Source organism: Streptacidiphilus alkalitolerans (assembly GCF_042511045.1).
GTDB classification, from domain to species: Bacteria; Actinomycetota; Actinomycetes; order Streptomycetales; family Streptomycetaceae; genus Streptacidiphilus; species Streptacidiphilus alkalitolerans.
Window position 1 is genome coordinate 49,546 of the sequence record NZ_JBHEZX010000026.1, and the last position, 22,697, is coordinate 72,242.

Annotated in this window: 22 protein-coding genes; 6 read left to right on the forward strand and 16 right to left on the reverse strand. The window is 72.0% G+C overall.

The features are described from left to right. Positions 1-169 precede the first annotated feature (169 nt). Positions 170-349, forward strand: a complete 180-nt coding sequence (locus tag ACEZDG_RS35860; RefSeq protein WP_380518542.1) for a hypothetical protein — start codon at positions 170-172, stop codon at positions 347-349. Positions 350-1,009: 660 nt separating this feature from the next. On the opposite strand, the gene ACEZDG_RS35865 is transcribed toward ACEZDG_RS35860, so the two are convergent. The 3 genes from ACEZDG_RS35865 to ACEZDG_RS35875 form a co-directional block, all read right to left on the reverse strand. Next, positions 1,010-1,864: a helix-turn-helix domain-containing protein gene (locus tag ACEZDG_RS35865; protein ID WP_380518545.1), complete on the reverse strand. Its 855-nt coding sequence runs from the start codon at positions 1,862-1,864 to the stop codon at positions 1,010-1,012. Continuing rightward, positions 1,851-2,369: a DUF6879 family protein gene (locus tag ACEZDG_RS35870; RefSeq protein WP_380518548.1), complete on the reverse strand. Its 519-nt coding sequence runs from the start codon at positions 2,367-2,369 to the stop codon at positions 1,851-1,853. Before ACEZDG_RS35870 ends, ACEZDG_RS35865 begins: the two co-directional genes overlap by 14 nt. A gap of 407 nt (positions 2,370-2,776) precedes the next feature. Then, positions 2,777-3,940, reverse strand: a complete 1,164-nt coding sequence (locus tag ACEZDG_RS35875) for an acyl-CoA dehydrogenase family protein (protein ID WP_380518551.1) — start codon at positions 3,938-3,940, stop codon at positions 2,777-2,779. 162 nt (positions 3,941-4,102) lie between these two features. Between ACEZDG_RS35875 and ACEZDG_RS35880 the strand changes: the two genes are divergently transcribed. The 4 genes from ACEZDG_RS35880 to ACEZDG_RS35895 are packed head-to-tail and all read left to right on the forward strand — an operon-like array spanning position 4,103 to position 7,292. Continuing rightward, a complete protein-coding gene (locus ACEZDG_RS35880; RefSeq protein WP_380518554.1) occupies positions 4,103-5,434 on the forward strand; it encodes a UDP-glucose dehydrogenase family protein in 1,332 nt (443 codons plus the stop codon). 53 nt (positions 5,435-5,487) lie between these two features. Continuing rightward, positions 5,488-5,892 carry a CoA-binding protein gene (locus ACEZDG_RS35885; RefSeq protein ID WP_380518557.1) on the forward strand — a complete coding sequence of 135 codons (405 nt, stop codon included), beginning with the start codon at positions 5,488-5,490 and terminating at the stop codon, positions 5,890-5,892. A gap of 21 nt (positions 5,893-5,913) precedes the next feature. Continuing rightward, entirely contained in the window at positions 5,914-6,624 is a 711-nt protein-coding gene (locus tag ACEZDG_RS35890; RefSeq protein WP_380518560.1) for an ABC transporter ATP-binding protein, read from the forward strand. Next, positions 6,621-7,292, forward strand: coding sequence for an ABC transporter (locus ACEZDG_RS35895; protein ID WP_380518563.1), 672 nt, complete (start codon positions 6,621-6,623; stop codon positions 7,290-7,292). The genes ACEZDG_RS35890 and ACEZDG_RS35895 overlap by 4 nt, the downstream gene beginning before the upstream one ends. Position 7,293: 1 nt before the next feature. On the opposite strand, the gene ACEZDG_RS35900 is transcribed toward ACEZDG_RS35895, so the two are convergent. Genes ACEZDG_RS35900 through ACEZDG_RS35915 form a run of 4 tightly spaced genes read right to left on the reverse strand, consistent with a single transcriptional unit; the run spans position 7,294 to position 11,808 of the window. Continuing rightward, positions 7,294-8,922 (reverse strand): amidohydrolase, encoded by a 1,629-nt coding sequence (locus ACEZDG_RS35900; RefSeq protein WP_380518566.1) that lies wholly within the window; start codon positions 8,920-8,922, stop codon positions 7,294-7,296. Then, entirely contained in the window at positions 8,922-10,124 is a 1,203-nt protein-coding gene (locus ACEZDG_RS35905) for a dipeptidase (protein ID WP_380518568.1), read from the reverse strand. The genes ACEZDG_RS35900 and ACEZDG_RS35905 overlap by 1 nt, the downstream gene beginning before the upstream one ends. Further along, a complete protein-coding gene (purE, locus tag ACEZDG_RS35910; RefSeq protein ID WP_380518569.1) occupies positions 10,121-10,648 on the reverse strand; it encodes a 5-(carboxyamino)imidazole ribonucleotide mutase in 528 nt (175 codons plus the stop codon). Before purE ends, ACEZDG_RS35905 begins: the two co-directional genes overlap by 4 nt. 20 nt (positions 10,649-10,668) lie before the next feature. Further along, positions 10,669-11,808 (reverse strand): 5-(carboxyamino)imidazole ribonucleotide synthase, encoded by a 1,140-nt coding sequence (locus ACEZDG_RS35915; protein ID WP_380518572.1) that lies wholly within the window; start codon positions 11,806-11,808, stop codon positions 10,669-10,671. 217 nt (positions 11,809-12,025) lie between these two features. Here ACEZDG_RS35915 and ACEZDG_RS35920 point away from each other — a divergent pair, with 217 nt between their 5' ends. Beyond that, positions 12,026-12,511 (forward strand): GtrA family protein, encoded by a 486-nt coding sequence (locus ACEZDG_RS35920; protein WP_380518575.1) that lies wholly within the window; start codon positions 12,026-12,028, stop codon positions 12,509-12,511. Here ACEZDG_RS35920 and ACEZDG_RS35925 read toward each other — a convergent pair. The 9 genes from ACEZDG_RS35925 to ACEZDG_RS35965 all read right to left on the reverse strand — a co-directional run bounded on the left by ACEZDG_RS35925 (position 12,485) and on the right by ACEZDG_RS35965 (position 22,678). Next, positions 12,485-13,732 (reverse strand): ATP-binding protein, encoded by a 1,248-nt coding sequence (locus ACEZDG_RS35925; RefSeq protein ID WP_380518578.1) that lies wholly within the window; start codon positions 13,730-13,732, stop codon positions 12,485-12,487. The genes ACEZDG_RS35920 and ACEZDG_RS35925 overlap by 27 nt on opposite strands. An 8-nt stretch (positions 13,733-13,740) precedes the next feature. Next, positions 13,741-14,415 carry a response regulator transcription factor gene (locus ACEZDG_RS35930; protein ID WP_370085175.1) on the reverse strand — a complete coding sequence of 225 codons (675 nt, stop codon included), beginning with the start codon at positions 14,413-14,415 and terminating at the stop codon, positions 13,741-13,743. Between the two features lie 68 nt (positions 14,416-14,483). Then, positions 14,484-15,284, reverse strand: coding sequence for a hypothetical protein (locus tag ACEZDG_RS35935; protein WP_380518581.1), 801 nt, complete (start codon positions 15,282-15,284; stop codon positions 14,484-14,486). A gap of 3 nt (positions 15,285-15,287) precedes the next feature. Continuing rightward, entirely contained in the window at positions 15,288-16,226 is a 939-nt protein-coding gene (locus ACEZDG_RS35940; protein WP_380518584.1) for a hypothetical protein, read from the reverse strand. Next, the gene (locus tag ACEZDG_RS35945; RefSeq protein WP_380518587.1) at positions 16,223-17,254 is read right to left on the reverse strand and encodes a WxL protein peptidoglycan domain-containing protein; all 1,032 of its coding nucleotides are present in this window, start codon (positions 17,252-17,254) and stop codon (positions 16,223-16,225) included. Before ACEZDG_RS35945 ends, ACEZDG_RS35940 begins: the two co-directional genes overlap by 4 nt. Positions 17,255-17,327: 73 nt before the next feature. Beyond that, complete coding sequence (locus ACEZDG_RS35950) at positions 17,328-18,677, reverse strand: WxL domain-containing protein (protein WP_380518589.1); 1,350 nt, start codon at positions 18,675-18,677, stop codon at positions 17,328-17,330. A 292-nt stretch (positions 18,678-18,969) separates the two neighbouring features. Then, positions 18,970-20,148, reverse strand: a complete 1,179-nt coding sequence (gene hutI / locus ACEZDG_RS35955; RefSeq protein WP_380518592.1) for an imidazolonepropionase — start codon at positions 20,146-20,148, stop codon at positions 18,970-18,972. Beyond that, positions 20,145-21,497 (reverse strand): formimidoylglutamate deiminase, encoded by a 1,353-nt coding sequence (locus ACEZDG_RS35960; RefSeq protein WP_380518595.1) that lies wholly within the window; start codon positions 21,495-21,497, stop codon positions 20,145-20,147. Before ACEZDG_RS35960 ends, hutI begins: the two co-directional genes overlap by 4 nt. Continuing rightward, positions 21,488-22,678 carry an allantoate amidohydrolase gene (locus tag ACEZDG_RS35965; RefSeq protein WP_380518661.1) on the reverse strand — a complete coding sequence of 397 codons (1,191 nt, stop codon included), beginning with the start codon at positions 22,676-22,678 and terminating at the stop codon, positions 21,488-21,490. The genes ACEZDG_RS35960 and ACEZDG_RS35965 overlap by 10 nt, the downstream gene beginning before the upstream one ends. Positions 22,679-22,697: the final 19 nt, after the last annotated feature.

Below are 22,697 nucleotides of genomic sequence, written 5' to 3' on the forward strand. Positions count from 1 at the left end.
GGCTGGCGGCGCGGGGGGCGTGATGGTGGGGTGCGTGGCGGGCGGCGTGCGCCGGTCCTCGCACCCCGCTCCCCCGAACAGTTGACGGGGCGGCACATTCGGGCGGGATGATGGTGCCGGAACGTCATACGGCGTGAGCGCTCCGTCACCGAGATATCCCTGGGGTGCCGTGCGAATCGTGCTGGTGGTCATCGCGATCTGGTTCGTGGCCGCCTTCCTGCTGGGGCCGCTGATCGGCCGCGTCCTCAAGTACGGCCACATCCGCCCCACCACCGGGCCCCCACCCCCGGAACCCCCCGAGCCGAATCCCGATCCACCCCCCGACCCCGACTCAGACGCGGGTCCTTAGCCGGTGCCGGGTTTCGGTCCGCCGCGGCGCGGGTGGGTGCGCGGGGTCGGGGGCGGGCCGGGTCGGGGTAGTCGCTCTGGGGCCTGCTGCGAAACGGATGGTGTGGAGTCGAGGTGCCCTTGCTACGCCGCTACATCCGTTTCTCGCTTTGACGGCCCCTGCCGCGACCACCCCGCCCCGTCCCACCCCCTCCCGTGCAGGGGTGGTGAAAAGGCGCAGTGCGTTCGCCGTAGCCCGCTCCTGCGACACGCATCAGCCCCGGCCTCCTCTTCCGCCGCATGTGTCTTTGCCAGGGCACTCTTACATCAGTATGTCGGGAGCGGTCGCCAGTCAATACGGCGACCTGTTCCTGTTCGGCGAGTCGCAGACACTCACTGCAATCGTCGGCCAGTTGTGCGCTCACGCTGCTGTCCTTTCCGCCTTGCGAGCTTCATGCCATGCGATAGAGAAGCTGTCCCAAGCGCGCTGCTGGCCCTGGTCGTCCACCAGGCAGAGGCCAGTCGCTTCGTCGGCAACGCGCCACACGCGTGATTCGAGATCCCATAGCACCGAGTAGGAAACTGCTGCGGGTGGTCCGTAGATCATCACTTATCGCGCTCCCTGCCGGTGATGTTCGACTTACATCATCAGGCTAGAACTGGCAAGGGAGAATATCGAGCACTATCCTCGTTGCTGCATAAACTCGGCTGCACACCGCCGAAGGAACGCCGTGGCGTCGGCACCCCTGAGTGCATGGCTCAGGAACAGGTCGAAAAGGTCGCGGTGATATCTCACATCCTGCGGATCGCGCAGTACCACCTCACCGGAGAACAGTTCAATCGTCACCAAGCGGTCGTCATAGATCACAAAGATATTCAGCGGCGTGGCGGGGACCTGCGCCGAGTGCGGGATGATCGCGATCTCCACATTGGGCTTCTCGGCCACCTCCGCCATGTGCGCCGCCTGATCCGCCATCACCGGCAGGCTGGCACGCTGCCACCTGACGGCTTGCTCGGTCATCAGGAAGGTGAAGTGCCGCGACCGGTCGTCGAGGACAGCCTGGCGCTCCATGCGCGCCCGTACAGCGCGGGCCACGTCGCGGGCCGGTGCGGTCGGCAGCGTCCTCTCGAGCGTCCGCGTAGCGTACGCGGGAACATGGAGCAGTCCCGTCGGAATAGCGGGGAGGAAATGGAACATCCTGCGTGACGAATTCTCAAGTGCCTGCAGCTCAGCCTGTTTCTGATACAGGCCCAGTCGGGCGTAGGTTCGCCAAGCCGTGTAGCCGACGTTCGCGGTGCGCGCCAGGGCGACCAGATCCCGTGAAATCTCCTGGGGAACTCCGAGACCCGAAAGGATGCGCTCGACGTCGATGACAGTCGGCAGAGTCTTTCCTGTCTCTATCCGACTGATCTTCGCTTGGCTCATATTGCATCGGACTGCCAGCCGCTGTCCTGACAAACCAGAAGCCTGGCGCAGATCCCGGAGGGCCTGCGCCAGGTCTTTTCTCTGCCGTCCTTGATATTCAGGTTCGAGCACTGTTCCACTCTGCGAACGGTACGGACTCCGCCAGCGCCAGATCCCGCCAGCGGAGGTACTTCGACAGGTCGGGGCTCTCGATCAGCTCACGGTTGATCTGAGTTCCATCGGGACGGTAGTTCAGGTGAACGACCACGGATTCATCGAACATCCAGAAGTCCTGCTCCGGCAGGTCGAGTGTCCGGCGCGTCAGGTCGAGTACACGGATGTCCTCTCCGGCCTCGATATTGCCAGGGATGCCCCATGCCGACTGATACCGGATGTAGTCCGTCAGCGGCTCACGAATCACACGGACACGGCCGAACGTCTTCCCCTCTGCCACAGCTTGCCCCACCGTCACATGCCATGCCGCGTTGTGCGCGCCGGGCTTCGGCTCGCCACGGAGGAAGCGCGCCACGCTCTCAGCCTCAGCCGGCATCGTGTACGTGGGCTGTACTTCGAGACGCCACGCCGAGCGCTTGTAGTCCCGGAAGTAGGCCGACCATCGTTCACCATCCAAGAGCACGGACGGCCTCCCTCAGGACGCTCTCCGGGATCGTCACGACGGCTTCCCCGTCCGGCGTCACATGCGCGACCGTGTAACCCTGAACGGCGAGAGTTCCGGGCCGATTGGTCGTGAAGACCGTAGGGCAGTCCCCCGAGTCACACGGAGGATCGTCGTCCCCCGCAGTTGGGCAGCCTCCAGCGATCATGGTCAGTTTCAAGTCCTGTGCCATGCCTTCCCTTCCGTTGATCGGCCGTCCCAAGCTTCGAGGGCGTCATGCCCGCTCACAAGCGTGACAACTCGGTTAGTCACGTTCCCGCATAAGTTCGCCGAGGCGGGAGTTGGCGTGCAGCCGGGAAGTGGCTGATCGGGGAGGGGAAAGCCGAGAGGCACCCCGTGGGGTGCCTCTGAGCGGCTGGGGGAATCAGTTACGGCAGGTTGCGGGCCATGACGATGCGTTGGACCTGGTTGGTGCCCTCGTAGATTTGCGTAATCTTGGCGTCGCGCATCATGCGCTCCAAGGGGTAGTCGCGGGTGTAGCCGTAGCCGCCGAGGAGTTGGACGGCGTCGGTGGTGATCTCCATGGCGGCGTCGGAGGCGAAGCACTTGGCGGCGGCGCCGAAGAAGGTGAGGTCGGCGTCGTTGCGCTGGGAGCGGGCCGCGGCGGCGTAGGTGAGCTGGCGGGCGGCCTCCAGCTTCATGGCCATGTCGGCGAGCATGAACTGGATGCCCTGGAACTCGGCGATGGCCTTGCCGAACTGCTTGCGCTCCTTGACGTACCCGGCCGCGTAGTCCAGGGCGCCCTGGGCGATGCCGAGGGCCTGGGCGGCGATGGTGATGCGGGTGTGGTCCAGGGTCTTCATTGCGGTGGCGAAGCCGGTGCCCTCGGCGCCGATGATGCGGTCGGCCGGGATCCGGACGTTGTCGAGGTAGACCTCGCGGGTCGGCGAGCCCTTGATGCCGAGCTTCTTCTCCGGGGCGCCGAAGGTCACCCCCTCGTCGCCCTTCTCCACCACGAAGGCGGAGATGCCCTTGCTGCGCTGGGTGGGGTCGGTGACCGCCATGACGGTGTAGTACTCGCTGACGCCGGCGTTGGTGATCCAGCGCTTGACGCCGTTGAGCACCCAGAAGTCGCCGTCGCGGACCGCGCGGGTCTTCATCCCCGCGGCGTCGGAGCCGGCGTCCGGCTCGGAGAGGCAGTAGGAGAACATGCCGGAGCCGGCCGCCAGGGGGGTCAGGTACTTCTGCTTGAGCGCCTCGTCGCCGGACAGGATCACCGGCAGCGAGCCGAGCTTGTTGACCGCGGGGATCAGGGAGGAGGAGGCGCAGACCCGGGCCACCTCCTCGATCACGATGACGGTGGCCAGCGCGTCGGCGCCGGCGCCGCCGTACTCCTCGGGTACGTGCACGGCGTGCAGATCGCTGCTGGTCAGCGCGTCCAGCGCCTCCTGCGGGAAGCGGGCCTGCTCGTCCACCTCGGCGGCGAAGGGTGCGATCTTCGCCTCGGCGAGCGAGCGCACCGCGTCGCGGAGCATCTCGTGCTCCTCGGAGATCCGGAACAGGTCGAAGTCTGCCGTGCCGTTGGACGCCATGCGCCTCACCCCAAGTTATCTACCGTTAAGTAACATGCCGCTCTGAGCAAATTCTAGGGCTTCCGAGTACCTGGTACGGGCGTGACGTGCACAACAGCACTCAGCGGGGCTGGGTAGGATCACCGGGCCCGGTTCGCTGTCCACCCACCCTTGGAGATCTAGGTGAAGCTCACCGTCATCGGCACCGGCTACCTGGGGACCACCCATGCCGCCTGCATGGCCGAGCTCGGTTTCGAGGTGCTCGGCCTGGACATCCTCCCGGAACGGGTCGCCACGCTGGCCTCCGGCCGGGTCCCGATGTACGAGCCCGGGCTGGAGGAGCTGCTGCGCAAGCATGTGGCCGGGATCGAGGGCTCCACCGGGCGGCTGCGCTTCACCACCTCGTGGGAGGAGGTCGGCGCGTTCGGCGACGTGCACTTCATCTGCACCAACACCCCGCAGCGGCGCGGCGAGTTCGCCTGTGACATGTCCTATGTGGAGTCGGCGTTCGACCTGCTCGCGCCGCATCTGCACCGGCCCGCGCTGGTTGTCGGCAAGTCGACCGTCCCGGTCGGCAGCGCCGAGCGGCTGGCCGAGCGGCTGGCGGCGGCGGCTCCGGTCGGGGCCGGGGCCGAGGTGGCCTGGAACCCGGAGTTCCTGCGCGAGGGCTACGCCGTGGACGACACCCTGCACCCGGACCGGCTGGTGGTCGGCGTCCGCAGCGCCGAGGCGGAGGCGACGCTGCGCGAGGTGTACGCGCCGCTGATCGGCCGGGGCACGCCCTTCGTCGTCACCGACTTCCCGACCGCCGAGCTGGTGAAGACCGCCGCCAACTCCTTTCTGGCCACCAAGATCTCCTTCATCAACGCCATGGCCGAGGTCTGCGAGGCCTCCGGCGCGGACGTGGTGCAGCTGTCGGCGGCGCTCGCCTTCGACGAGCGGATCGGCGGCAAGTTCCTCAACGCCGGGCTCGGCTTCGGCGGCGGCTGCCTGCCCAAGGACATCCGGGCCTTCATGGCCCGGGCCGGGGAGCTGGGCGCGGACCAGGCGCTGACCTTCCTCCGCGAGGTCGACAGCATCAATATGCGCCGCCGCGGCCGGATGGTGGAGCTGGCCCGCGAGCAGTGCGGCGGCGGCTTCCTGGACCGCCGGGTCGCTGTGCTCGGCGCGGCCTTCAAGCCCAACTCCGACGACGTCAGGGACTCGCCGGCGCTGAACGTCGCCGGGCAGATCCAGCTCCAGGGCGCGCAGGTCACGGTGTACGACCCCAAGGCGATGGACAACGCGCGGAAGCTGTTCCCGTCGCTGTCCTTCGCCGACTCGGTGCTGGACGCCGTGACCGGGGCGCATGTGGTGCTGCATCTGACGGAGTGGCAGGAGTTCCGCGAGATGGACCCGGAGGCCCTGGGCAAGGTCGTGGCCGAGCGCAGCATCCTGGACGGCCGCAATGTGCTGGACCGGCAGCGCTGGCGCGACGCGGGGTGGACCTACCGGGCCCTGGGCCGTCCCAGCTGAGGGAATGCCGGGTGGTGCCGAGGGGGTTGTCGCTGGGGACTGAAGGAGTGCGGATGAGCGACGCCGTGGTGAGAGAGATCCTGACCGGCACCGGGGACACCTGGGCGGTGGTCGGGCTGTCGAACAACTCGGCCCGGGCCGCGTACGGGGTGGCCCGGGTGCTGCAGCGCTTCGGCAAGCGGGTGGTGCCGGTGCACCCCAAGGCCGAGACGGTGCACGGCGAGCAGGGCTACGCCACGCTTGCGGAGGTGCCGTTCCCGGTCGACGTGGTGGACGTCTTCGTCCGCAGCGACCTGGCCGGGGAGGTCGCCGACCAGGCGGTCGCGGTGGGCGCCAAGGCGGTCTGGTTCCAGCTCGGCGTGATCGACGAGGCCGCGTACGAGCGCACCCGGGCGGCCGGGGTGGCCATGGTGATGGACCGGTGCCCGGCGATCGAGATCCCCCGTTTGGCTGGGTGATTCCCCTCTAGTCTGGGGCTCATGCGACTCGACGGTATCGGCGTGCGGTACGGCCTCCGGGATCCGTGGGTGCTGCGCGGGGTCAGCCTGGACGTTCCGGCCGGGCAGCTGATCCGGGCCCAGGGCGGCAACGGCGGTGGGAAGTCCACGCTGCTGCGGGTGGTGGCCGGGGTGTGTTCCCCCACCCGGGGCAGCGTGCGGGACCGGCCCGCGCGCCGGGCGTATGTGCCGGAGCGTTTTCCGGCCGCGCTGCCGTTCACCCCGCACGACTACCTGTGCCACCTGGGCCGGATCCACGGCCTGCGGGAGCCCGCGCAGCGGGCCGGGGAGCTGCTGGAACGTTTCGGCGCGGCGGCCTTCGCGCGGACCCCGCTGGCCGAGCTGTCCAAGGGCACCTGCCAGAAGGTCGCGGTCGCCCAAGCCCTGCTCGGCGAACCGGAGCTGCTGGTGCTGGACGAGGCCTGGACCGGCCTGGACCAGGACGCCAGGGCCGAGCTGGACACCGCTGTGGACGAGCGGCTGGCGGGCGGCGGGACCGTGCTGTTCGTGGACCACGACCCGGCCCGGCTGGCCGCCAGGCCGGTGCTGCGCTGGCAGGTCGGCGACGGGGGTGTGGCGGTCACCGACGCGGAGCAGAGCAGTACCGTGCGGATCACGCTGAGCACCGAGAGTGCGGAGTTGTTGCGGGAGCTCAGGGAGGACCCCCGGGCCCGGATCGAGAGCGTGCGATGAGGGATCTGATCCGCTATCAGCTCGGGCTGCTGCTCCGTTCCCAGCGCTGGCTGCCGCCGGTGCTGCTGTTCGCCATGCTGATCGTGGCCGGGCAGTTCGGCGGGCAGCAGTACGGGGACTCGCTGGGCTGGTGCGCCGGGATGCTGGTCCCCTGCACGGGCTGGCTCACCCGTACCGTCCTCACCGGGGAGCCCGGCGCGGCCCGGGCCTGTGTGGCGGCGGCGAGCGGGCCGCGGCGGGCCCAACTGGCCGCGCTCTGCGCCGCGTTGGCCTGCGGCGCGGTACTGGCGGTGGTGGCCGGGGTGTTCGAGTGGACGCTCAGCAGCCCGCCGCTGGGGGTCCCGAATCCGCCGCTGGCCGCGATCGCCAGGGACGGCGGCACCGCCGTGCTGATCGGACTGCTCGCGGGCACCGCGCTCGGCGCGCTCTGCGCGCCGCCGCTGCTGAACCGCCCGGCGACGGCCGTGCTCAGCCTGGCCGCGGCCTCGCTGGTGCTGCTGGTCGCCCCGGGCTCGCCGGTGAACAGCGCCATCCGTGACGCCTTCACCTCGGACTCGGCCGACGCCGCGACCCGGTTCCCGGCGCTGCCGCTGGTGGGTGCCGTGGTGCTGCTGGCGGTGGCCTGGGCGGTGGCGGTCCGGGCCGCGGAGCGCGGGCTGCCGGACTGAGTCACTCCCCCGGCGCCGCCCAGACCTGCTCGCCGCCGACGTAGGTGCGGGCGACGCCGGTCGCGCCGATCTGCTCCGGCGGGCCGGCGAACGGGTCGCGGTCGAGGACGGCCAGGTCGGCGAGGGCGCCGACCCGGATGGTGCCGGTCCGGTCGTGGTGGTTCACATGGGCCGAACCGGCCGTGTACGCGGTCAGCGCGGTGGCCAGGTCCAGCCGCTGCCCGGGCAGGAACACCGGCCGCTCCTCGCCGTGGCCGCGCCGGTTGACCGCCACATGGATGCCCTGCAGCGGGTCGGGGCTGCTGACCGGCCAGTCGCTGCCGCAGGCCAGGGTCGCACCGGCCCGCAGCAGGTCGCCGAAGGGGTACTGCCAGGAGGCGCTGTCGCCGCCCAGGAACGGGATGGTCAGCTCGTCCATCTGCGGCTCGTGCGCGGCCCACAGCGGCTGGATGTTGGCGACCGCGCCCAGCGCCCGGAACCGCGGCACGTCCTGCGGGTGGACCACCTGGAGGTGGGCCAGGTGGTGCCGGGTGTCGCGCCATCCGTTGGCGCGGCGCGCGGCCTCGACCGCGTCCAGGGCCTCGCGCACCGCGCGGTCGCCGAGGGCGTGGAAGTGCACCTGGAAGTCGAGCGCGTCCAGGGCGGTGACATAACCGAGCAGGGCCTGCGGATCGACGAAGCTGAGGCCGCTGTTGGCGGTGGCGCAGCCGCAACTGTCCAGGTAGGGGCTGGTCATGGCGGCGGTGAAGTTCTCGGTGATGCCGTCCTGCATGATCTTCACCGAGTCGGCCCGGAAGCGTCCGGCCCGTAGGCGGGCCCGGCGTTCGACCAGTTCGGGGATCTGCTCGGCGCCGCGCGAGCGGTCCCACCACAGGGCGCCGTTCACCCGCGCGGTGAGGGTGCCCGCCTCGGCCGCGGCGAGGTAGGTGTCGGACGGGTCGGCCTGGCCGTTGAACTCGCCGAGGATGGCGTCCTGCCAGCCGGTGATGCCGAGCGAGTGCAGCAGCCGCTGCGCCCGCAGCAGCCCGGCCAGCCGCTGTTCCGGCGTGCTGGGCGGGACCAGCCGGGCGACCAGGACGGTCGCGCCCTCCTGCAGGGTGCCGCTGGGGGTACCGTCGGCCTCGCGTTCGATCCGGCCGTCGGCGGGGTCCTGGCTGTCGGCGGTGAGGCCGGCCAGCTCCAGGGCCCGGGTGTTGGCCCAGGCGCCGTGGTGGTCCCGGTTGACCAGGTAGACCGGGCGGTCGGGGACCAGGGCGTCCAGCAGCTGCCGGGTGGGGGTGCCGCCGGGGAAGCTCTCCATGGACCAGCCGCCGCCGGTGATCCACTCCCGCTCGGGGTGGGCCTCGGCGTAGCGGCGGATCCTGCGCTGGTACTCGGCCGGGTCGGTGGTGCCGGTGAGGTCGCATTCGCCGAGTTCCACGCCGCCGAAGACGGCGTGGACATGCGCGTCCTGGAAGCCGGGGAGCAGCAACCGCCCGGCCAGGTCCACCACCTCGGTCTTCGGCCCGATCAGCGCGCGCACCTCGTCGTGCCCGACGGCGCTGATCAGCTCCCCCTCGACGGCCACGGCGGAGGCCGTACCGCCGGGGGTGAAGACCGGTCCCCCGGTGAACACCAGGTCGGCGGACATCAGCCGTCCAGCTGCTGGATCGTGGCGATGGAGGGCCGCCGGTCCCGCAGCTCACGGGCCACCCGCTCCGCGTCGCGCAGCACCCGGACCGCGTTGCCCCAGGTCAGCTTGCCGAGGTCGGCCTCGGACCAGCCGCGCCCGAGCAGTTCGGCGATCAGGTTGGGGTAGCCGGAGACGTCTTCCAGGCCGTCCGGGGTGAACGCCGTGCCGTCGAAGTCGCCGCCGATGCCGATGTGGTCCACCCCGGCCGCCTCGCGCATGTGGTCGAGGTGGTCGGCCACGGTCGCCGCACTGGCCCGGGGGCGCGGGTGGGACGCCTCGAAGGCCCGCTGCACCACCATCGCGTCCGGGGTGGTGTCGAGCGCGTGGAAGCCGTTGGCCTCCATGTTGACGTCGGCGGCCCGGGTCCACTCGATGGCCTCGGGCAGGATGAACTTGGGGACGAAGGTGACCATCGCCACACCGCCGTTGCCGGGCAGCTGCTCCAGCACGTCGTCCGGGATGTTGCGCGGGTGGTCGCAGACCGCGCGCGAGGAGGAGTGCGAGAAGAGCACCGGCGCGCGGGTGACCCTGAGCGCGTCCCGCATGGTGTCGGCGGAGACGTGCGAGAGGTCGACCAGCATGCCCAGCCGGTTCATCTCGTGGACGACCTCCTCGCCGAAGCGGGTCAGGCCGCCGGCCACCGGCTTGTCCGTGGCGGAGTCCGCCCAGGGCAGGTTGTCGTTGTGAGTGAGCGTCATATAGCGGACGCCCAGGGTGTACAGGGCCCGCAGAGTGGCCAGCGAGCTGTTGATGGAGTGGCCGCCCTCGGCCCCCATCAGCGAGGCGATCCGGCCGTGCGCCCGGGCCGACTCCATGTCGTCCGCGCCGAGGGCCAGCCGCAGCCGGTCCGGGTAGCGGGCGACCAGGGCGTGCACCAGGTCGATCTGCTCCAGGGTGGCGCTGACCGCGTGGTCCCCGGCGTAGTCGGAGCGGACGAAGACCGACCAGAACTGCGCGCCGACCCCGCCGGCCCGCAGCCGGTCCAGGTCGGTGTGCAGATGGGCGCGCTGGTCGGCGGCGATGTCGCGCCGGTCCAGGTCGTAGCCGACCTGCTCGCGCAGGGCCCAGGGCAGGTCGTTGTGGCCGTCCACCACCGGGTGCGCGGCGAGCAGCGCGCGGGCCTCGGCCAGCAGGTCCGCGCCGGCGGCGTCCGCGCTCATCCGCCGAAGCCGAAGCTGCTGGCGCCGCCGACCTTGGCCCGGAGCTTCTTGCCCTTGTCCGCGGCCTGGTTGTTCAGCTCCAGCTGGAAGTCCCGCATCTTCTCCGCGAGTTCGGGGTCGAAGGCGGCCAGCAGCCGCACCGCGAGCAGCCCGGCGTTGCGGGCGCCGCCGATGGACACGGTGGCGACCGGCACCCCGGCCGGCATCTGCACGATCGACATCAGCGAGTCCATGCCGTCCAGGTACTTCAGCGGCACCGGGACGCCGATGACCGGCAGCGTGGTGACCGAGGCCAGCATCCCGGGCAGGTGGGCGGCGCCGCCCGCGCCGGCGATGAGCGACTTGAGGCCGCGCCCGGCGGCCTCCTCCCCGTAGGTGATCATCTCGCGGGGCATCCGGTGCGCGGAGAGGACGTCCACCTCGTAGGCGACCTCGAACTCGTCGAGGGCCTTCGCCGCGGCCTCCATCACCGGCCAGTCGGAGTCCGATCCCATGACGATGCCGACCAAGGGCTGCTCAGGCATTCCAGCTCTCCTACTGACGACTACTCGGTGATGTCGCCGCGCAGGTACGCGGCGGCGTGGCGGGCGCGCTCCCGGACGTCGTCCAGGTCGTCGCCGAAGACGGTGACATGGCCCACCTTACGACCGGGCTTCACGTCCTTGCCGTACATGTGGATGCGCAGCCCCGGATCGCGGGCCATGCAGTGCAGGTAGGCGTGGTACATGTCCGGGTAGTCGCCGCCGAGGACGTTGACCATCACGGTCCAGCGGGCCCGCGGGCGCGGGTCGCCGAGCGGCAGGTCCAGGACCGCGCGGAGGTGGTTCTCGAACTGCGAGGTGACCGCGCCGTCGATGGACCAGTGGCCGGAGTTGTGCGGGCGCATGGCCAGCTCGTTGACCAGGATCCGGCCGTCCCGGGTCTGGAACAGCTCGACCGCCAGGTGGCCGGTGATGTCCAGCTCGCCGGCGATCCGCAGCGCCAGCGCCTGGGCCTCGGCCGCGAGCGCGTCCGGGAGGTCGGGGGCGGGGGCGGTGACCTCGTGGCAGATGCCGTCCTTCTGCCAGGACTCGACCACCGGGTAGGCCACGGCCTGCCCGTGCGGGGAGCGCACCACGTCGGCGGCGAGCTCGCGGACGAAGTCCACCTTCTCCTCGGCCAGCACCGGCACACCGGCCCGGAAGGGCTCCGCTGCCTCGGTCTCGTCCGCGACCACCCAGACGCCCTTGCCGTCGTAGCCGCCGCGGGTGGTCTTCAGCACCACCGGGTAGCCCGCGCCCTCGGCGGCGAAGGCGGAGACGTCGGCCGGGTCGGCGACCAGCCGGTGCCGGGGGCAGGGCACGCCCAGCTGGTCCAGCCTGGCCCGCATCAGGCCCTTGTCCTGGGCGAACACCAGCGCGTCCGGGCCGGGCCGGACGGCCACGCCCTCCGCCTGCAGCGTCCGCAGGTGCTCGGTGGGGACGTGCTCGTGGTCGAAGGTGACCACGTCGCAGCCGGCCGCGAAGCGCCGCAGCGTGTCCAGGTCCCGGTAGTCGCCCAGGACGACGTCGTTCACCACCAGGGACGCGGAGTCCTGCGGGGTGTCCGCGAGGAGCCTGAAGCGCACTCCCAGCGGGATCCCCGCCTGGTGGGCCATGCGGGCCAGCTGCCCGCCACCGATCATGCCGACTACCGGAAAAGTCACAGGCTCGATGGTATATGGACGGCCGCGGCTGCATTACCGCAGGCCAGGGCGCAGGCCGCGCAGGCGCTCCGAGCCATCGTCTATCGTGGGCGGGCGCACCGTAGAACGTGAGAGTCGGATGAGATACGCGTGCCGTCCCCATGCCGGACAGGTGTGTGCGAACTAGCATTTAATGACGCTCCGCCGGAGCCACTGACGAAGAGACGGGCATCTGACGATGACGACCACCATCAGCGCCGAGTCCCCCGCCGCGCCGCCCTCCGTACTCCGCCGGCTCATCAATGAGCTGGCGAAGTTCGGTGTGGTCGGCATAGTCGGCGTGGTCGTGCAGCTGGTGGTCCTGGTGCCGCTGCTGGACGTCATGCAGACCGTCCGGGCCAATATCGTCGCCACGCTGATCGCGATCGCCTCGAACTACGTGGGGTACCGCTACTGGGTGTACCGGGACGCGGACAAGAAGACCCGTTCCCGCGAAATCATGCTGTTCCTGCTGTTCAGCGGGATCGGGCTGGTGGTCCAGAACGGTGTGCTCTACGCGCTGACCTACGGTCTCGACATGAAGAGCAAGCTGGCCAGCCTGGCCTTCACCATCATCGGCATCGGTGTCGCCACGCTGTTCCGGTTCTGGTCCTACCGGACCTGGGTCTTCAAGGCCGTCCCCGCCGCCGACCCGTCCCTAGCCGCCCTGCCTTCCGAGGAATAGCGCAAACACCGGCGGTTTCTGCGACAGCAGCTCCAGGCGACCGCCGTCCGCCTCGGCCAGGTCGCGGGCGACCGCCAGGCCGATGCCGGTCGAGTTGTGGCCGCTCACCGCGCGTTCGAACACACGTGCGCCCAGCTCGCTGGATACGCCCGCGCCCTCGTCCTGCACCTCCAGCACCACCGAGGTGTCCCTGACCCGGGTCCTGATGGTCACCGCGCCGTCCCCGTGCATCAGCGAGTTCTCGATCAGTGCCGCCAGCACCTGGGCGACCGCGCCCGAGGTGCCCAGCGCGCGCAGCCCCGGCGGGCCCTCCAGGTGCAGGGTGCGGCCGGCCCTGGTCAGCACCGAGCGCCACTCCTCGGCCTGCTGCTTGATCACGTCGTCCAGCTCGAAGGCCGTCGCCGCGGAGGTGTTCCGCTGGTCCCGGCTGTTGGTGAGCAGCCGCTGCACCACGTCGGTCAGCCGCTCGACCTGCACCAGGGCGATCGCGGCCTCCTCCTTCACGGTCACCAGGTCGTCGGTCTCGGCGATCTCCTCCAGCCGCATCGACAGCGCCGTCAGCGGCGTGCGGAGCTGGTGCGAGGCGTCGGCGGCGAGCCGGCGTTCGGCGGTCAGCATCCGGCCGATCCGGTCGGCGCTGGCGTCCAGCACCTCGGCGATCCGGTCCAGCTCGACCACCCCGTACCGGCGCTGCCGGGGTCTGGGGTCGCCGGAGCCGAGCCGCTCGGCGGTCTCGGCCAGCTCGGTGAGCGGACGGGCCAGCCGCCGCGCCTGCCACACCGCGAGCAGCGCCGCGGCCAGGATGCTGAGCAGCGCGACCAGCGTCAGCAGCAGCAGCATGTTCCGGACCTCCCGGTTCAGCGGCTCACGCGACTCCTGGACGGTGACCTGCTCGCCGTGCGCACCGGTCTCGGTGGCGCTGACCGGGTCGTCCCCGGCGGGGCGGTCGCCGAGGGTGATGGTCGGCTGCCCGGGAACGGTCACCACAGCGTAGCGCTGGGCGTTCTGGCTGGTCAGCCCCGAGAGCGCCTCGGATTCGATCCGCTCCCCCGCGACCAGCCGGTTCTCGACCACGCCGAGCAGGTGCAGCGCCTCCGAGGTGACCTGGTCCTGGGCGTTGCTCTCGATGCTGCTCTTCTCGACCAGCGCGAGCGGGACGCAGAACAGCGCCACCACCACCAGCACCACGGCCAGGGTGGAGTTGATCAGCCTGCGCCTCACCGCCCGGGTCAGCCCTTCTCGAAGCGGAAGCCGACGCCGCGCACCGTGGTGATGTAGCGGGGGCTGGCGGCGTCATCGCCGAGCTTCTTGCGCAGCCAGGAGATGTGCATGTCCAGGGTCTTGGTGGAGGTCCACCAGGTGGTGTCCCAGACCTGGCGCATGATCTGCTCCCGGGTGACCACCCGTCCGGCGTCCCGGACCAGGACCCGGAGCAGCTCGAACTCCTTGGCGGAGAGCTGCAGTTCCTCGTCGCCGATCCAGGCCCGGTGCGACTCCACGTCGATCTTGACGCCGTGCGCCCCGGTGGTCAGGTCCACCGTGCCGCGCCGGAGCAGGGCCCGGACCCGGGCCAGCAGCTCGGCCAGCCGGAACGGCTTGGTGACGTAGTCGTCGGCCCCCGCGTCCAGGCCGACGACGGTGTCGACCTCGTCGGCGCGGGCGGTCAGCACCAGCACCGGGAAGCCGTGGCCGTCGGCGCGCAGCCGACGGCAGACCTCCAGGCCGTCCATGCCGGGCAGGCCGAGGTCGAGCACCAGGAGGTCGATGTTTCCGCCCTCGAGGCCGGCTTCCAGGGCGGAGGGGCCGTCCTCGCGCACCACCACCTCGTATCCCTCGCGGCGCAGCGCGCGGGCAAGCGGTTCCGAGATGGCTACGTCGTCCTCGGCGAGCAGTACACGCGTCATGGGTCTGATCGTAGACCGCGAGCGGGCTTCTTCCACCGATCAGCCCAGGTAAGGGTGCGGCCGCCGCGTCAGCGCGCCCCTGGACGGCGCAGCCGGCGCCAGGGGGTGAGTACGAACACCGCCGCGCCGATCAGCAGGACCGTTCCGCCGACCAGCCCGAGCGACTGGACGGTGGCGTTGTCACCCCCGGTGGCGGCGAGGTCGCCGCTGCTGCCGCCGGTGCTGCTGCTGCCGCCCGTGGTGGTGGTCCCGCCGGTCGTGGTGGTGCTCCCGGTGGTCCCGCCCGTGGTGGTGGTCCCGCCGGTCGTGGTGCTGCCGCTGCCCGCGCCGACGGTCAGGGTCAGGCCCACCGCCGGGGTGCCGTCCGGTACGCAGACGGTGTCGGTGGGCACGATGTAGTCGACGTTGATGGTGTAGGCGCCCGGCCGGAAGGTCACCGTCCCGGCCTTGGTCAGTTTCACGCTGGCCGTCATGGCCGGGAGCAGCATCGGCGAGTTCTTCTTGGTGGCCGGATTGCTCTTCGGTCCCTTGGCGGCCAGGCTGCCGCTCTGCGCGCCGCCCATGGCGAGGGTCCCGGTGGGGGTCACCACGTTCTTCGGGAGGTCGACCAGGCCCGGATTGTTGGACGCGGCCTTCACGGTCCGCCAGGTGATGGTGACGGTGTCGCCGACCTTGGGCGAGCTGTTGGAACTGCTCAGGCTCGCGGTGGTGCTCCCGTGGATCAGCGGCAGGCCGGAGACCTTGGGCGGGGTGCAGGTCGTCGGATAGCTGACGTTCGCCGCCTCGGCCTGCTGCGTGCCGAGGACGAGGGCCGCGCCGGACACGGACAGGAGCAGTCCCCAGGTGAGGCTGTTTCGGTGCTGGTGCACGGTTCAGGTTCCTTTGCTGGAGGTCGGGTGGACGGGGAGCAGCACGGTGCCGGGTGCGAACCAGGGCAGGTCGAGGGTGGGCGGTCCGGGCTCGGCGGGCACCGCGCGCGGACGCCGCCGGTCGAGCAGGTACAGGCCGGTGCGGAACAGCCCCACCGGGACCACCACGTACAGCAGCGCCCAGAACAGGGCCACTCCCCAGGGACGGGGCAGCTCTGCCTGACGGGTCGCCAGCTGCCGTCCTGCATAAGCGAGTTCGATCGAGTAGCCGCCGTGGGCGGCGAAGGGCAGGTCGACCGGGACGTCGATCTCCTGCCGGACGCCCGGCGCGATCGTCCCGGTCCACTGGTAGTCCTGCCAGCCCGGCGCGAACACCGAGTGCCAGACCCCCAGTCGGAAGACCGGATTCTGCACCGCCGTGCTGCCGAGGTTGGCGACCAGCACCCGCAGCACCCGGTGCGCCGGGGCGCCGAACCAGTTCATCGGGCCGTTGCCGCCGTCCAACTCGGCGGTGAGCGCGAGCAGTTTGGCCGGGGTCGGCACGATCGGCACCTCGGCGACGCCGAGGACCGGGAACGGGGTGTCCACGGTGAGGTCGGCCCCGGTGACGGAGGTGGTGCGGATGACGCAGGGGCAGGGCTTGGGCGGCGCGACCACCGGCAGCTTCACCGTGAAGGTGCCGTTCGGTGCGGTGGTGACGGCCCGTTCGGCGGTGTTGGCGCAGCTGTCGGTGCCGCTGACCGCGTTCTGCCCGCAGAGCAGCACGGTGAGCAGCGTCCCGGCCGGCCAGCCGCTGCCGGTGACCGTGGTGGTCGCCCCCGGTGCGGCCGTGCCCGGGGCGACGGCCACGGTGCCGCGGCCGTCCGCCCGGGCCGGTGCCACCGGCAGCGTGAGGAGCAGCAGCGCCAGCACGAGCAGCCGACGCGGCGTCAGCCGTCTCATGCGGCGGCTCCGACCCGTACCGGCTTTCCGCCGCCGCTGCCGGGCTGCGGGCGGCGCCTCCGGCCGCGCAGCCACCGGGCCAGCAGCAGCGCGGCGACCAGCAGCAGGACCACCAGTCCGACCAGGAACCAGGGCACGGCCAGGAAGCCGGCCCCGGCGCCGGCCGAGGCGTCGCTCCCGCTCACCGAGACGGTCAGGCTGACGTGGTCGAACTGCGGCGGATGCGGCCAGGCCGCGGAGAGCTGCACCTGCTGGCCCGGCAGCAGGTCGACGCCGAGGTCGGTGGGCCCGGTGCTGAGCACGGTCCCGCCGATCCAGCCCTTGGCGCTGAGCACCAGCTTGGGGTGGATGGTGACATTGCCCCGGTTGACCAGGGTGTAGTGGATGGTCGCCCGGGACGCGCCCAGGCCCGGCACCAGCGGGCTGCTGCGGTCGATCCGCAGGTCCCTGATGCTGACGGCCGGCACCGCGGGCCCGGAGACCCGCAGGTAGATCCGGGCGCCGACGGCCCGCTTGATGCCCACCGCGACATGGCCGCTGGTGCTGGTCGCCTCGACCGCGGTGTCCAGCGCGACCACCGCCCCGGGGTGGTCGCCCGGCTCGGCCCCGGCCGGGACGGTGATGGTGAACGGGACGTCGGTGCGGGTGTGCGGGGCCACGGTCAGGGTGCTGCGGCCGAGGTGGGTCCAGGCGCCCACGCCGGTCTGCTTCTGGTCGGCGGCGCGCAGCGCGAAGCCGCCGTCGCGCGGGGTGTTGTAGGCGTCCGCGCCGTAGAGCTGGAAGGTCATCGGCCGGTCGGAGAGGTTGGCCACGGAGACCTTGTCGTGCACGGTCGCGCCGGGCGCGGCCTCCAGGTAGAAGTACTGCCGGTCCGGGGTCACCGCCTTGCTGTTCGGGGCGGAGGGCACCGGGAACACCGACCAGGTGCCGTTGTCGGCGGCGGCGGCCGGCCCGGCCCCGAGCGCGAGCCCGCCCACGGCGAGCAGCGAGGCCAGTAGTAGCCGCAGGTATGTCAGCGCGCGGTGCATCGGCGGTCCTCCAACGGCGCGGGGGGTGTGGGCGGCGGCCTGGGCCGCCGCCCACGGGGGGTTCAGCCGGGGCTCAGGCCAGGGTCAGCGTGAGCGTGGAGCTGTAGTCGCCCGGTGCGGTGAACGCCGGGACGTCCAGCGAGAGATCCGCTGTGGCGCTGAACTGACCGCCGGTCAGGGTCGCGGCGGGGGTGCCCGCGAGGGTGGCCCCGGCCGTGCCGACGGTGCCGGGTGAACCGGCCGCGCAGGTGCTGGGGCTGCCCGCGGTGGTGGTGCAGGCGGGGGTCCAGCTGAGGTTGGCCGCCGGGATGGTGCTGCTGCCGGGGCCGGTGAAGTTGGTGTTGCTCGCGGTCAGCGACCAGCCGCTGGCTCCGCCGCGGTAGTCCTTGACGGTGACGGCGTTGAGCGAACCGGTGGAGCTGCCGCCGGTGCCGAAGTCGACCGAGGTCAGGCTGACGGTGTCACCGGCCTGGGTCATGGTCAGGTCGCCGCCCTTGACCGAGCTGTTCAGGGTCTGCGCGGCGCCGCCCGGCGGGGTGACGGCGGTGACGCTGAAGGCCGCCGGCGGTGCTGCCGTGGCGGGGTCGTACGCGGCCCCTTCGAAGGCGATGATCCCGGTGGTCGCCGCGGCGGTGATGGTGATCGGGGCGCTGAACGCCCCGGCCGCGTCGGTGGTGGCGACGGCGGAGTCGCCCGTCGCCGTCTGCCCGCTGAAGCCGGCCACGATCACGCCGGTGTTGGGCGTGAAGCCGGTGCCCTTCACGGTGACCGCGGTCCCGGCCGGTCCCGAGCTGGGGTTGGCGGTGATCGCCCGGGTGTTGGGGACGGTCGCCGGACCGGCGGTGATGGTGTTGGACACCCCGGCGGGCGGGGTGTCGATGGTGCAGGGAGTGTCCAGGTTGATGATGTAGTTGGAGTTGATGTTGTAGTTGCCGGGGCTGAGGGTGATCGCCCCGGAACCGGTGACCTTGAAGGTGCCGGTCATCTTGAAGGCCGGGAACGGCGAGTTGCCGGGCACCGGGACGTTGGTCCTGGTCCCGGTCACCGCGACCGAGCCGGTCTGCCCGCCGCCGAGGACCACCGTGCCGCTGGGCAGGATGCTGTTCGCCGGGAGGTCGGAGGCGGTCGGGTTGCCGGACGCGGGCTGGATCACGTCATAGGTGACGGTGACCGTGTCACCGGCCTTGGGTGCCGTGTTGTCGACCGTGATCTCGGCCTTGGTGGTGCCGTGGATGGCCGGGACGACGCCGGGTGTGCAGGTCGTCGCGAAGGACACGGTGGTCCCCGCGGTGTCCGCCCGGGCCTGGGCCGCGAGCGCGACCGGCGCCGCCGCGACCAGCAGTGCGACGACGGCGGCGCGGAGCGCGCGGCGTCGTCGGGGCGCTGGTCGGACGGGAGGTGCTGAACCTGAGGAGTGCGACACGATCCTGGTGCCCCTTTCGGTGGACGTACGGCCACCGCCACGCCCGCTGCGTGGCAGCCGTCTCGGACCACCGCGGGCCGACCTCCCGGCCGAGGTCCACCAGGACTACGCTTCGATCGGCGCCACGGTGCCGTACGGGCCGGCAGTCCCTGTCCCCCTAGCCGCGGACGGGACGGTCGGCCCTGTGCTGCCGCTTATTGACGACCCGTCAGATTTAGAAGTCAAGGCAAAGGGGCGGACACTCTCAGCGCGGGATGTGAACGTCGGGGCTGGAGCGGCGGGCGGACGGCGGTCAGACCGCCCGCACGCCGGCCGCCCAGACCGCCGCCACCAGCGGCACACCGGGCCGGTAGGCGAGGTGGACGTGCGAGGGGGCGTCGAGCAGCACCAGGTCCGCCCGGGCGCCCACGGACACCCGGCCCACATCGGTACGGCGCAGCGCCGCCGCGCCCCCGGCCGTCGCGGACCAGAGCGCCTCGTCCGGGGTCATCCCCATCTCCCGCACCGCGACCGCGATGCAGAACGGGACCGAGCTGGTGAAGCTGGAGCCCGGGTTGCAGTCGGTGGACAGCGCCACGGTGGCGCCGGCGTCCAGCAGCCGGCGCGCGTCCGGGTAGCGGGCCCGGGTGGAGAACTCCGCGCCGGGGAGCAGCGTCGCCACGGTGGTGTCCGCGGCGTCGGCCAGCGCGGCGACGTCCGCGTCGGTGAGGTGGGTGCAGTGGTCGGCCGAGGCCGCGCCCAGTTCCACCCCGAGCTGCACACCGGGGCCCTCGGTCAGCTGGTTGGCGTGGATCCGGGGGGTCAGCCCGCGCTCGGCGCCGGCCCGCAGCACCGCCCTGGCCTGCTCGCCGTCGAAGGCGCCGCGTTCGCAGAAGACGTCCACCCAGCGGGCGTGCGGGGCGCAGGCGTCCAGCATCGGGCCGGTGACCAGGTCCACGTACCCGGCCGGGTCGTCGGCGAACTCCGGGGCGACCACATGCGCGCCCAGGTAGGTGACCTCGTCGGTGTGCCGGGCCGCGATCCGCAGGGCCCGGGCCTCGTCCTCGACGGTGAGGCCGTAGCCGGACTTGCACTCGATCACCGTGGTGCCCTGCCGCAGCGCCTCCCGGACGTAGCGGGCGACGTTGGCGTCCAGCTCGGCGTCGGTCGCGGCCCTGGTGGCGGCGACGGTGGTGCGGATGCCGCCCGCGGTGTAGGCCCGGCCGGACATCCGGGCGTTGAACTCCGCGGTGCGGTCCCCGGCGAAGACCAGATGGGAGTGCGAGTCGACGAAGCCGGGAATGACGGCCCGTCCAGCGGCGTCGAACACCTGGTCGGTGGCGTCGGGGGCGGCGGCGGCCGGGCCGACCCAGGCGATCCGGCCCTGCTCGACCACCACGGCGGCGTCGGCGAGCAGGCCCAGCGGGCCGCTGCCGAGGTCCGGGTCATTGCTGACCAGACTGCCGATACCGGTGATCAGGGTGCTGCTCATGGGTGTGCGCTCCTCACGGCGGAGATGGCCCGGGCGAGCGCCGCGCCCACGTCGGGGACGGTCCGGTGGACGCCGTCGCGGACCACGGTCCGGCCGCCGACCACCACGTCCCGGACGTCCGCGGAGGTGGCGGCGAAGACCGCGGTCTCGGCGCCGAGGCGGGGTTCGGGCCCGGCGGTGCGCGGGGTGTCCAGTGCGATGCTGCAGAAGTCGGCCAGCGCGCCGGGCGCCAGCCGGCCGGACTCGGGCCAGCCCAGCGAGGCATGCCCGTCCTCGGTCGCGGCGCGGAGCAGGGCCGCCGCGGTCCAGTGGCCCCGGCGCTGGGTGGCCAGCCGCTCGTTCAGCTCCAGCGCCCGGGCCTCCTCGAACGGGTCGATCACCGCGTGGCTGTCGCTGCCGAGCGAGACCGGACTGCCCGCGGTGGCCAGCCGCCGGGCCGGGCCGATGCCGTCGGCGAGGTCGCGCTCGGTGGTCGGGCACATGCAGACCACCGTGGACGAGCCGCTGAGCAGCTTGATGTCCCCCTCGGTGAGGTGGGTGGCGTGCACCGCCGAGGTGCGCGGGCCCAGCGCGCCGTGCTCGGACAGCAGTTGAGTGGGCGTCAGCCCGTGCCGGGCCAGGCAGGTCTCGTTCTCGGCGGTCTGCTCGGAGAGGTGGACGTGCAGCGGCGCCCGCCGCTCCGCCGCCCAGTCGACCACGGTGGAGAGCTGCTCCGCGGGGACGGCGCGGACGGAGTGGATCGCCGCGCCGATCCGGGCGTGCGCGCGGGGCGTGAGCGCCCCGGCCCGCTCCGCCCAGGCGGTCGCGTCGCCGTCGCTGAACCGGCGCTGGTGCCGGTTCGGGGCCTCGCCGAAACCGGCCGAGAGGTAGCAGGTGTCCAGCAGGGTGATCCGGATCCCGGCCCGCCCGGCGGCCTCGATCAGCGCCTCCCCCATCGCGTTGGGGTCGGCGTAGCGGACGCCCGCCGGGCCGTGGTGCAGATAGTGGAACTCGCCGACCGCGGTGATCCCGGCCAGCGCCATCTCCGCGTACACGGCCGTGGCCAGCTCCAGGTAGCTGTCCGGATCGAGCGCGTCGGCGGCCCGGTACATGGTGTCGCGCCAGGTCCAGAAGGTCCCGCTGCCGACCTGGACGGTGCCGCGCAGGGCCCGGTGGAAGGCGTGCGAGTGGGCGTTGGCCATGCCGGGCAGGGTCAGCCCGGTCAGTACCGTCGCCCCGGCCGGGGCCGGGCCGCTGTCCGGGACGACCGCGCTGATCCGGTCGCCGCTGACGGTGATCAGCACCTCCGACTCGACCACCGGGTCCAGCCAGGCGTGCGGGGCCCAGAACTGCTGGACGGCTAGCGGCATGTGAGGTCCTCCAGGACGTCGGCGAGGGCCGCCGTGCCGGCCTGGCAGTCGGCCTCCTCCGCGAATTCGCTCGGGGAGTGCGAGACACCGGTCGGGTTGCGGACGAACAGCATCGCGGTGGGCAGCACCGAGGACAGGATGCCCGCGTCGTGGCCCGCGCCGGTCGGCAGCACCGGGGTGCCGGCGCCGAGCACGCCGGCGAGCCGGTCCCGCAGCGGCGCGTCGAAGTCGACCACCGGGGTGTAGGACTCGCGGACCACCTCGGCCCGGACGCCGTCCCGTTCGGCCCGTTCCCTGGCCGCCGTGGCGATCTCCTCGACCAGCGCGGTCAGGGTGGCCTCGTCGGCGGCCCTGGAGTCCAGCCAGCCGCGCACCAGCGAGGCGATGGCATTGGTGCCGTTGGGCTCCACGCTGACCTTGCCGAAGGTGGCCAGGGCGCCGTGCAGCCGGGCCTTCTTCCGGGCCGAGAGCACGGTGTTGGCGTAGCTCAGCATCGGGTCGCGGCGGTCCTCCAGACGGGTGGTGCCCGCGTGGTTGGCCTCGCCGTGGAAGTCGAAGCGCCAGCGGCCGTGCGGCCAGATCGCCGAGGCGACCCCGACCGGGTGCGGCGTCTCCGCGAGGAACCGGCCCTGCTCGACGTGGAGTTCGACATAGGCGGCGATCCGCGACAGCCGCTCGTCGTCCCGGCCCATGGTGGACGGGTCCTGGCCGGCCGCCTCCATCGCGTCCGGCAGCCTGACCCCGTCCGCGTCCCGCAGGCCGTAGGCCTGATCCTTCGTCAGTACCCCGGCGGTGAGCCGGGATCCGACGCAGGCGACGCCGAACCGGGCGCCCTCCTCGTCCACCATGTTGGTGATGGCGAGCGGGCGCACCGGGGCGAAGCCGCGCTCGCGCAGCGCGTCCAGCGCGGCGAAGGCGGAGACCACGCCCAGCGGGCCGTCGAAGGCGCCGCCGTCCGGGACCGAGTCCAGGTGCGAGCCGGTGACGACGGCCCCGCCGGCCGCGGGGTCGCCGTACCAGGCCCACTGGTTGCCGTTGCGGTCCAGCTCGTAGTGCAGGCCGCGGTCGGCGGCCTGCTGCTCGAACCAGGCCCGGCACTCGGCGTCGGCCGCGGTCCAGGCGTGCCTGCGGTACCCGCCGGACGCGTCGAAGCGTCCGACCGGCAGCAGTTCGGCCCACATCCGGCGGTGCCCGTCGGCG

Excerpts from the sequence above, each read along its gene's own strand:
- ACEZDG_RS35875 (WP_380518551.1), bottom strand. The coding sequence starts at position 3,940 with ATGGCGTCCAACGGCACGGCAGACTTCGACCTGTTCCGGATCTCCGAG.
- ACEZDG_RS35885 (WP_380518557.1), top strand. The coding sequence starts at position 5,488 with ATGAGCGACGCCGTGGTGAGAGAGATCCTGACCGGCACCGGGGACACC.
- ACEZDG_RS35890 (WP_380518560.1), top strand. The coding sequence starts at position 5,914 with ATGCGACTCGACGGTATCGGCGTGCGGTACGGCCTCCGGGATCCGTGG.
- ACEZDG_RS35895 (WP_380518563.1), top strand. The coding sequence starts at position 6,621 with ATGAGGGATCTGATCCGCTATCAGCTCGGGCTGCTGCTCCGTTCCCAG.
- ACEZDG_RS35900 (WP_380518566.1), bottom strand. The coding sequence starts at position 8,922 with ATGTCCGCCGACCTGGTGTTCACCGGGGGACCGGTCTTCACCCCCGGC.
- ACEZDG_RS35905 (WP_380518568.1), bottom strand. The coding sequence starts at position 10,124 with ATGAGCGCGGACGCCGCCGGCGCGGACCTGCTGGCCGAGGCCCGCGCG.
- purE (WP_380518569.1), bottom strand. The coding sequence starts at position 10,648 with ATGCCTGAGCAGCCCTTGGTCGGCATCGTCATGGGATCGGACTCCGAC.
- ACEZDG_RS35920 (WP_380518575.1), top strand. The coding sequence starts at position 12,026 with ATGACGACCACCATCAGCGCCGAGTCCCCCGCCGCGCCGCCCTCCGTA.
- ACEZDG_RS35930 (WP_370085175.1), bottom strand. The coding sequence starts at position 14,415 with ATGACGCGTGTACTGCTCGCCGAGGACGACGTAGCCATCTCGGAACCG.
- ACEZDG_RS35940 (WP_380518584.1), bottom strand. The coding sequence starts at position 16,226 with ATGAGACGGCTGACGCCGCGTCGGCTGCTCGTGCTGGCGCTGCTGCTC.
- ACEZDG_RS35945 (WP_380518587.1), bottom strand. The coding sequence starts at position 17,254 with ATGCACCGCGCGCTGACATACCTGCGGCTACTACTGGCCTCGCTGCTC.
- hutI (WP_380518592.1), bottom strand. The coding sequence starts at position 20,148 with ATGAGCAGCACCCTGATCACCGGTATCGGCAGTCTGGTCAGCAATGAC.
- ACEZDG_RS35960 (WP_380518595.1), bottom strand. The coding sequence starts at position 21,497 with ATGCCGCTAGCCGTCCAGCAGTTCTGGGCCCCGCACGCCTGGCTGGAC.
- ACEZDG_RS35965 (WP_380518661.1), bottom strand. The coding sequence starts at position 22,678 with ATGTGGGCCGAACTGCTGCCGGTCGGACGCTTCGACGCGTCCGGCGGG.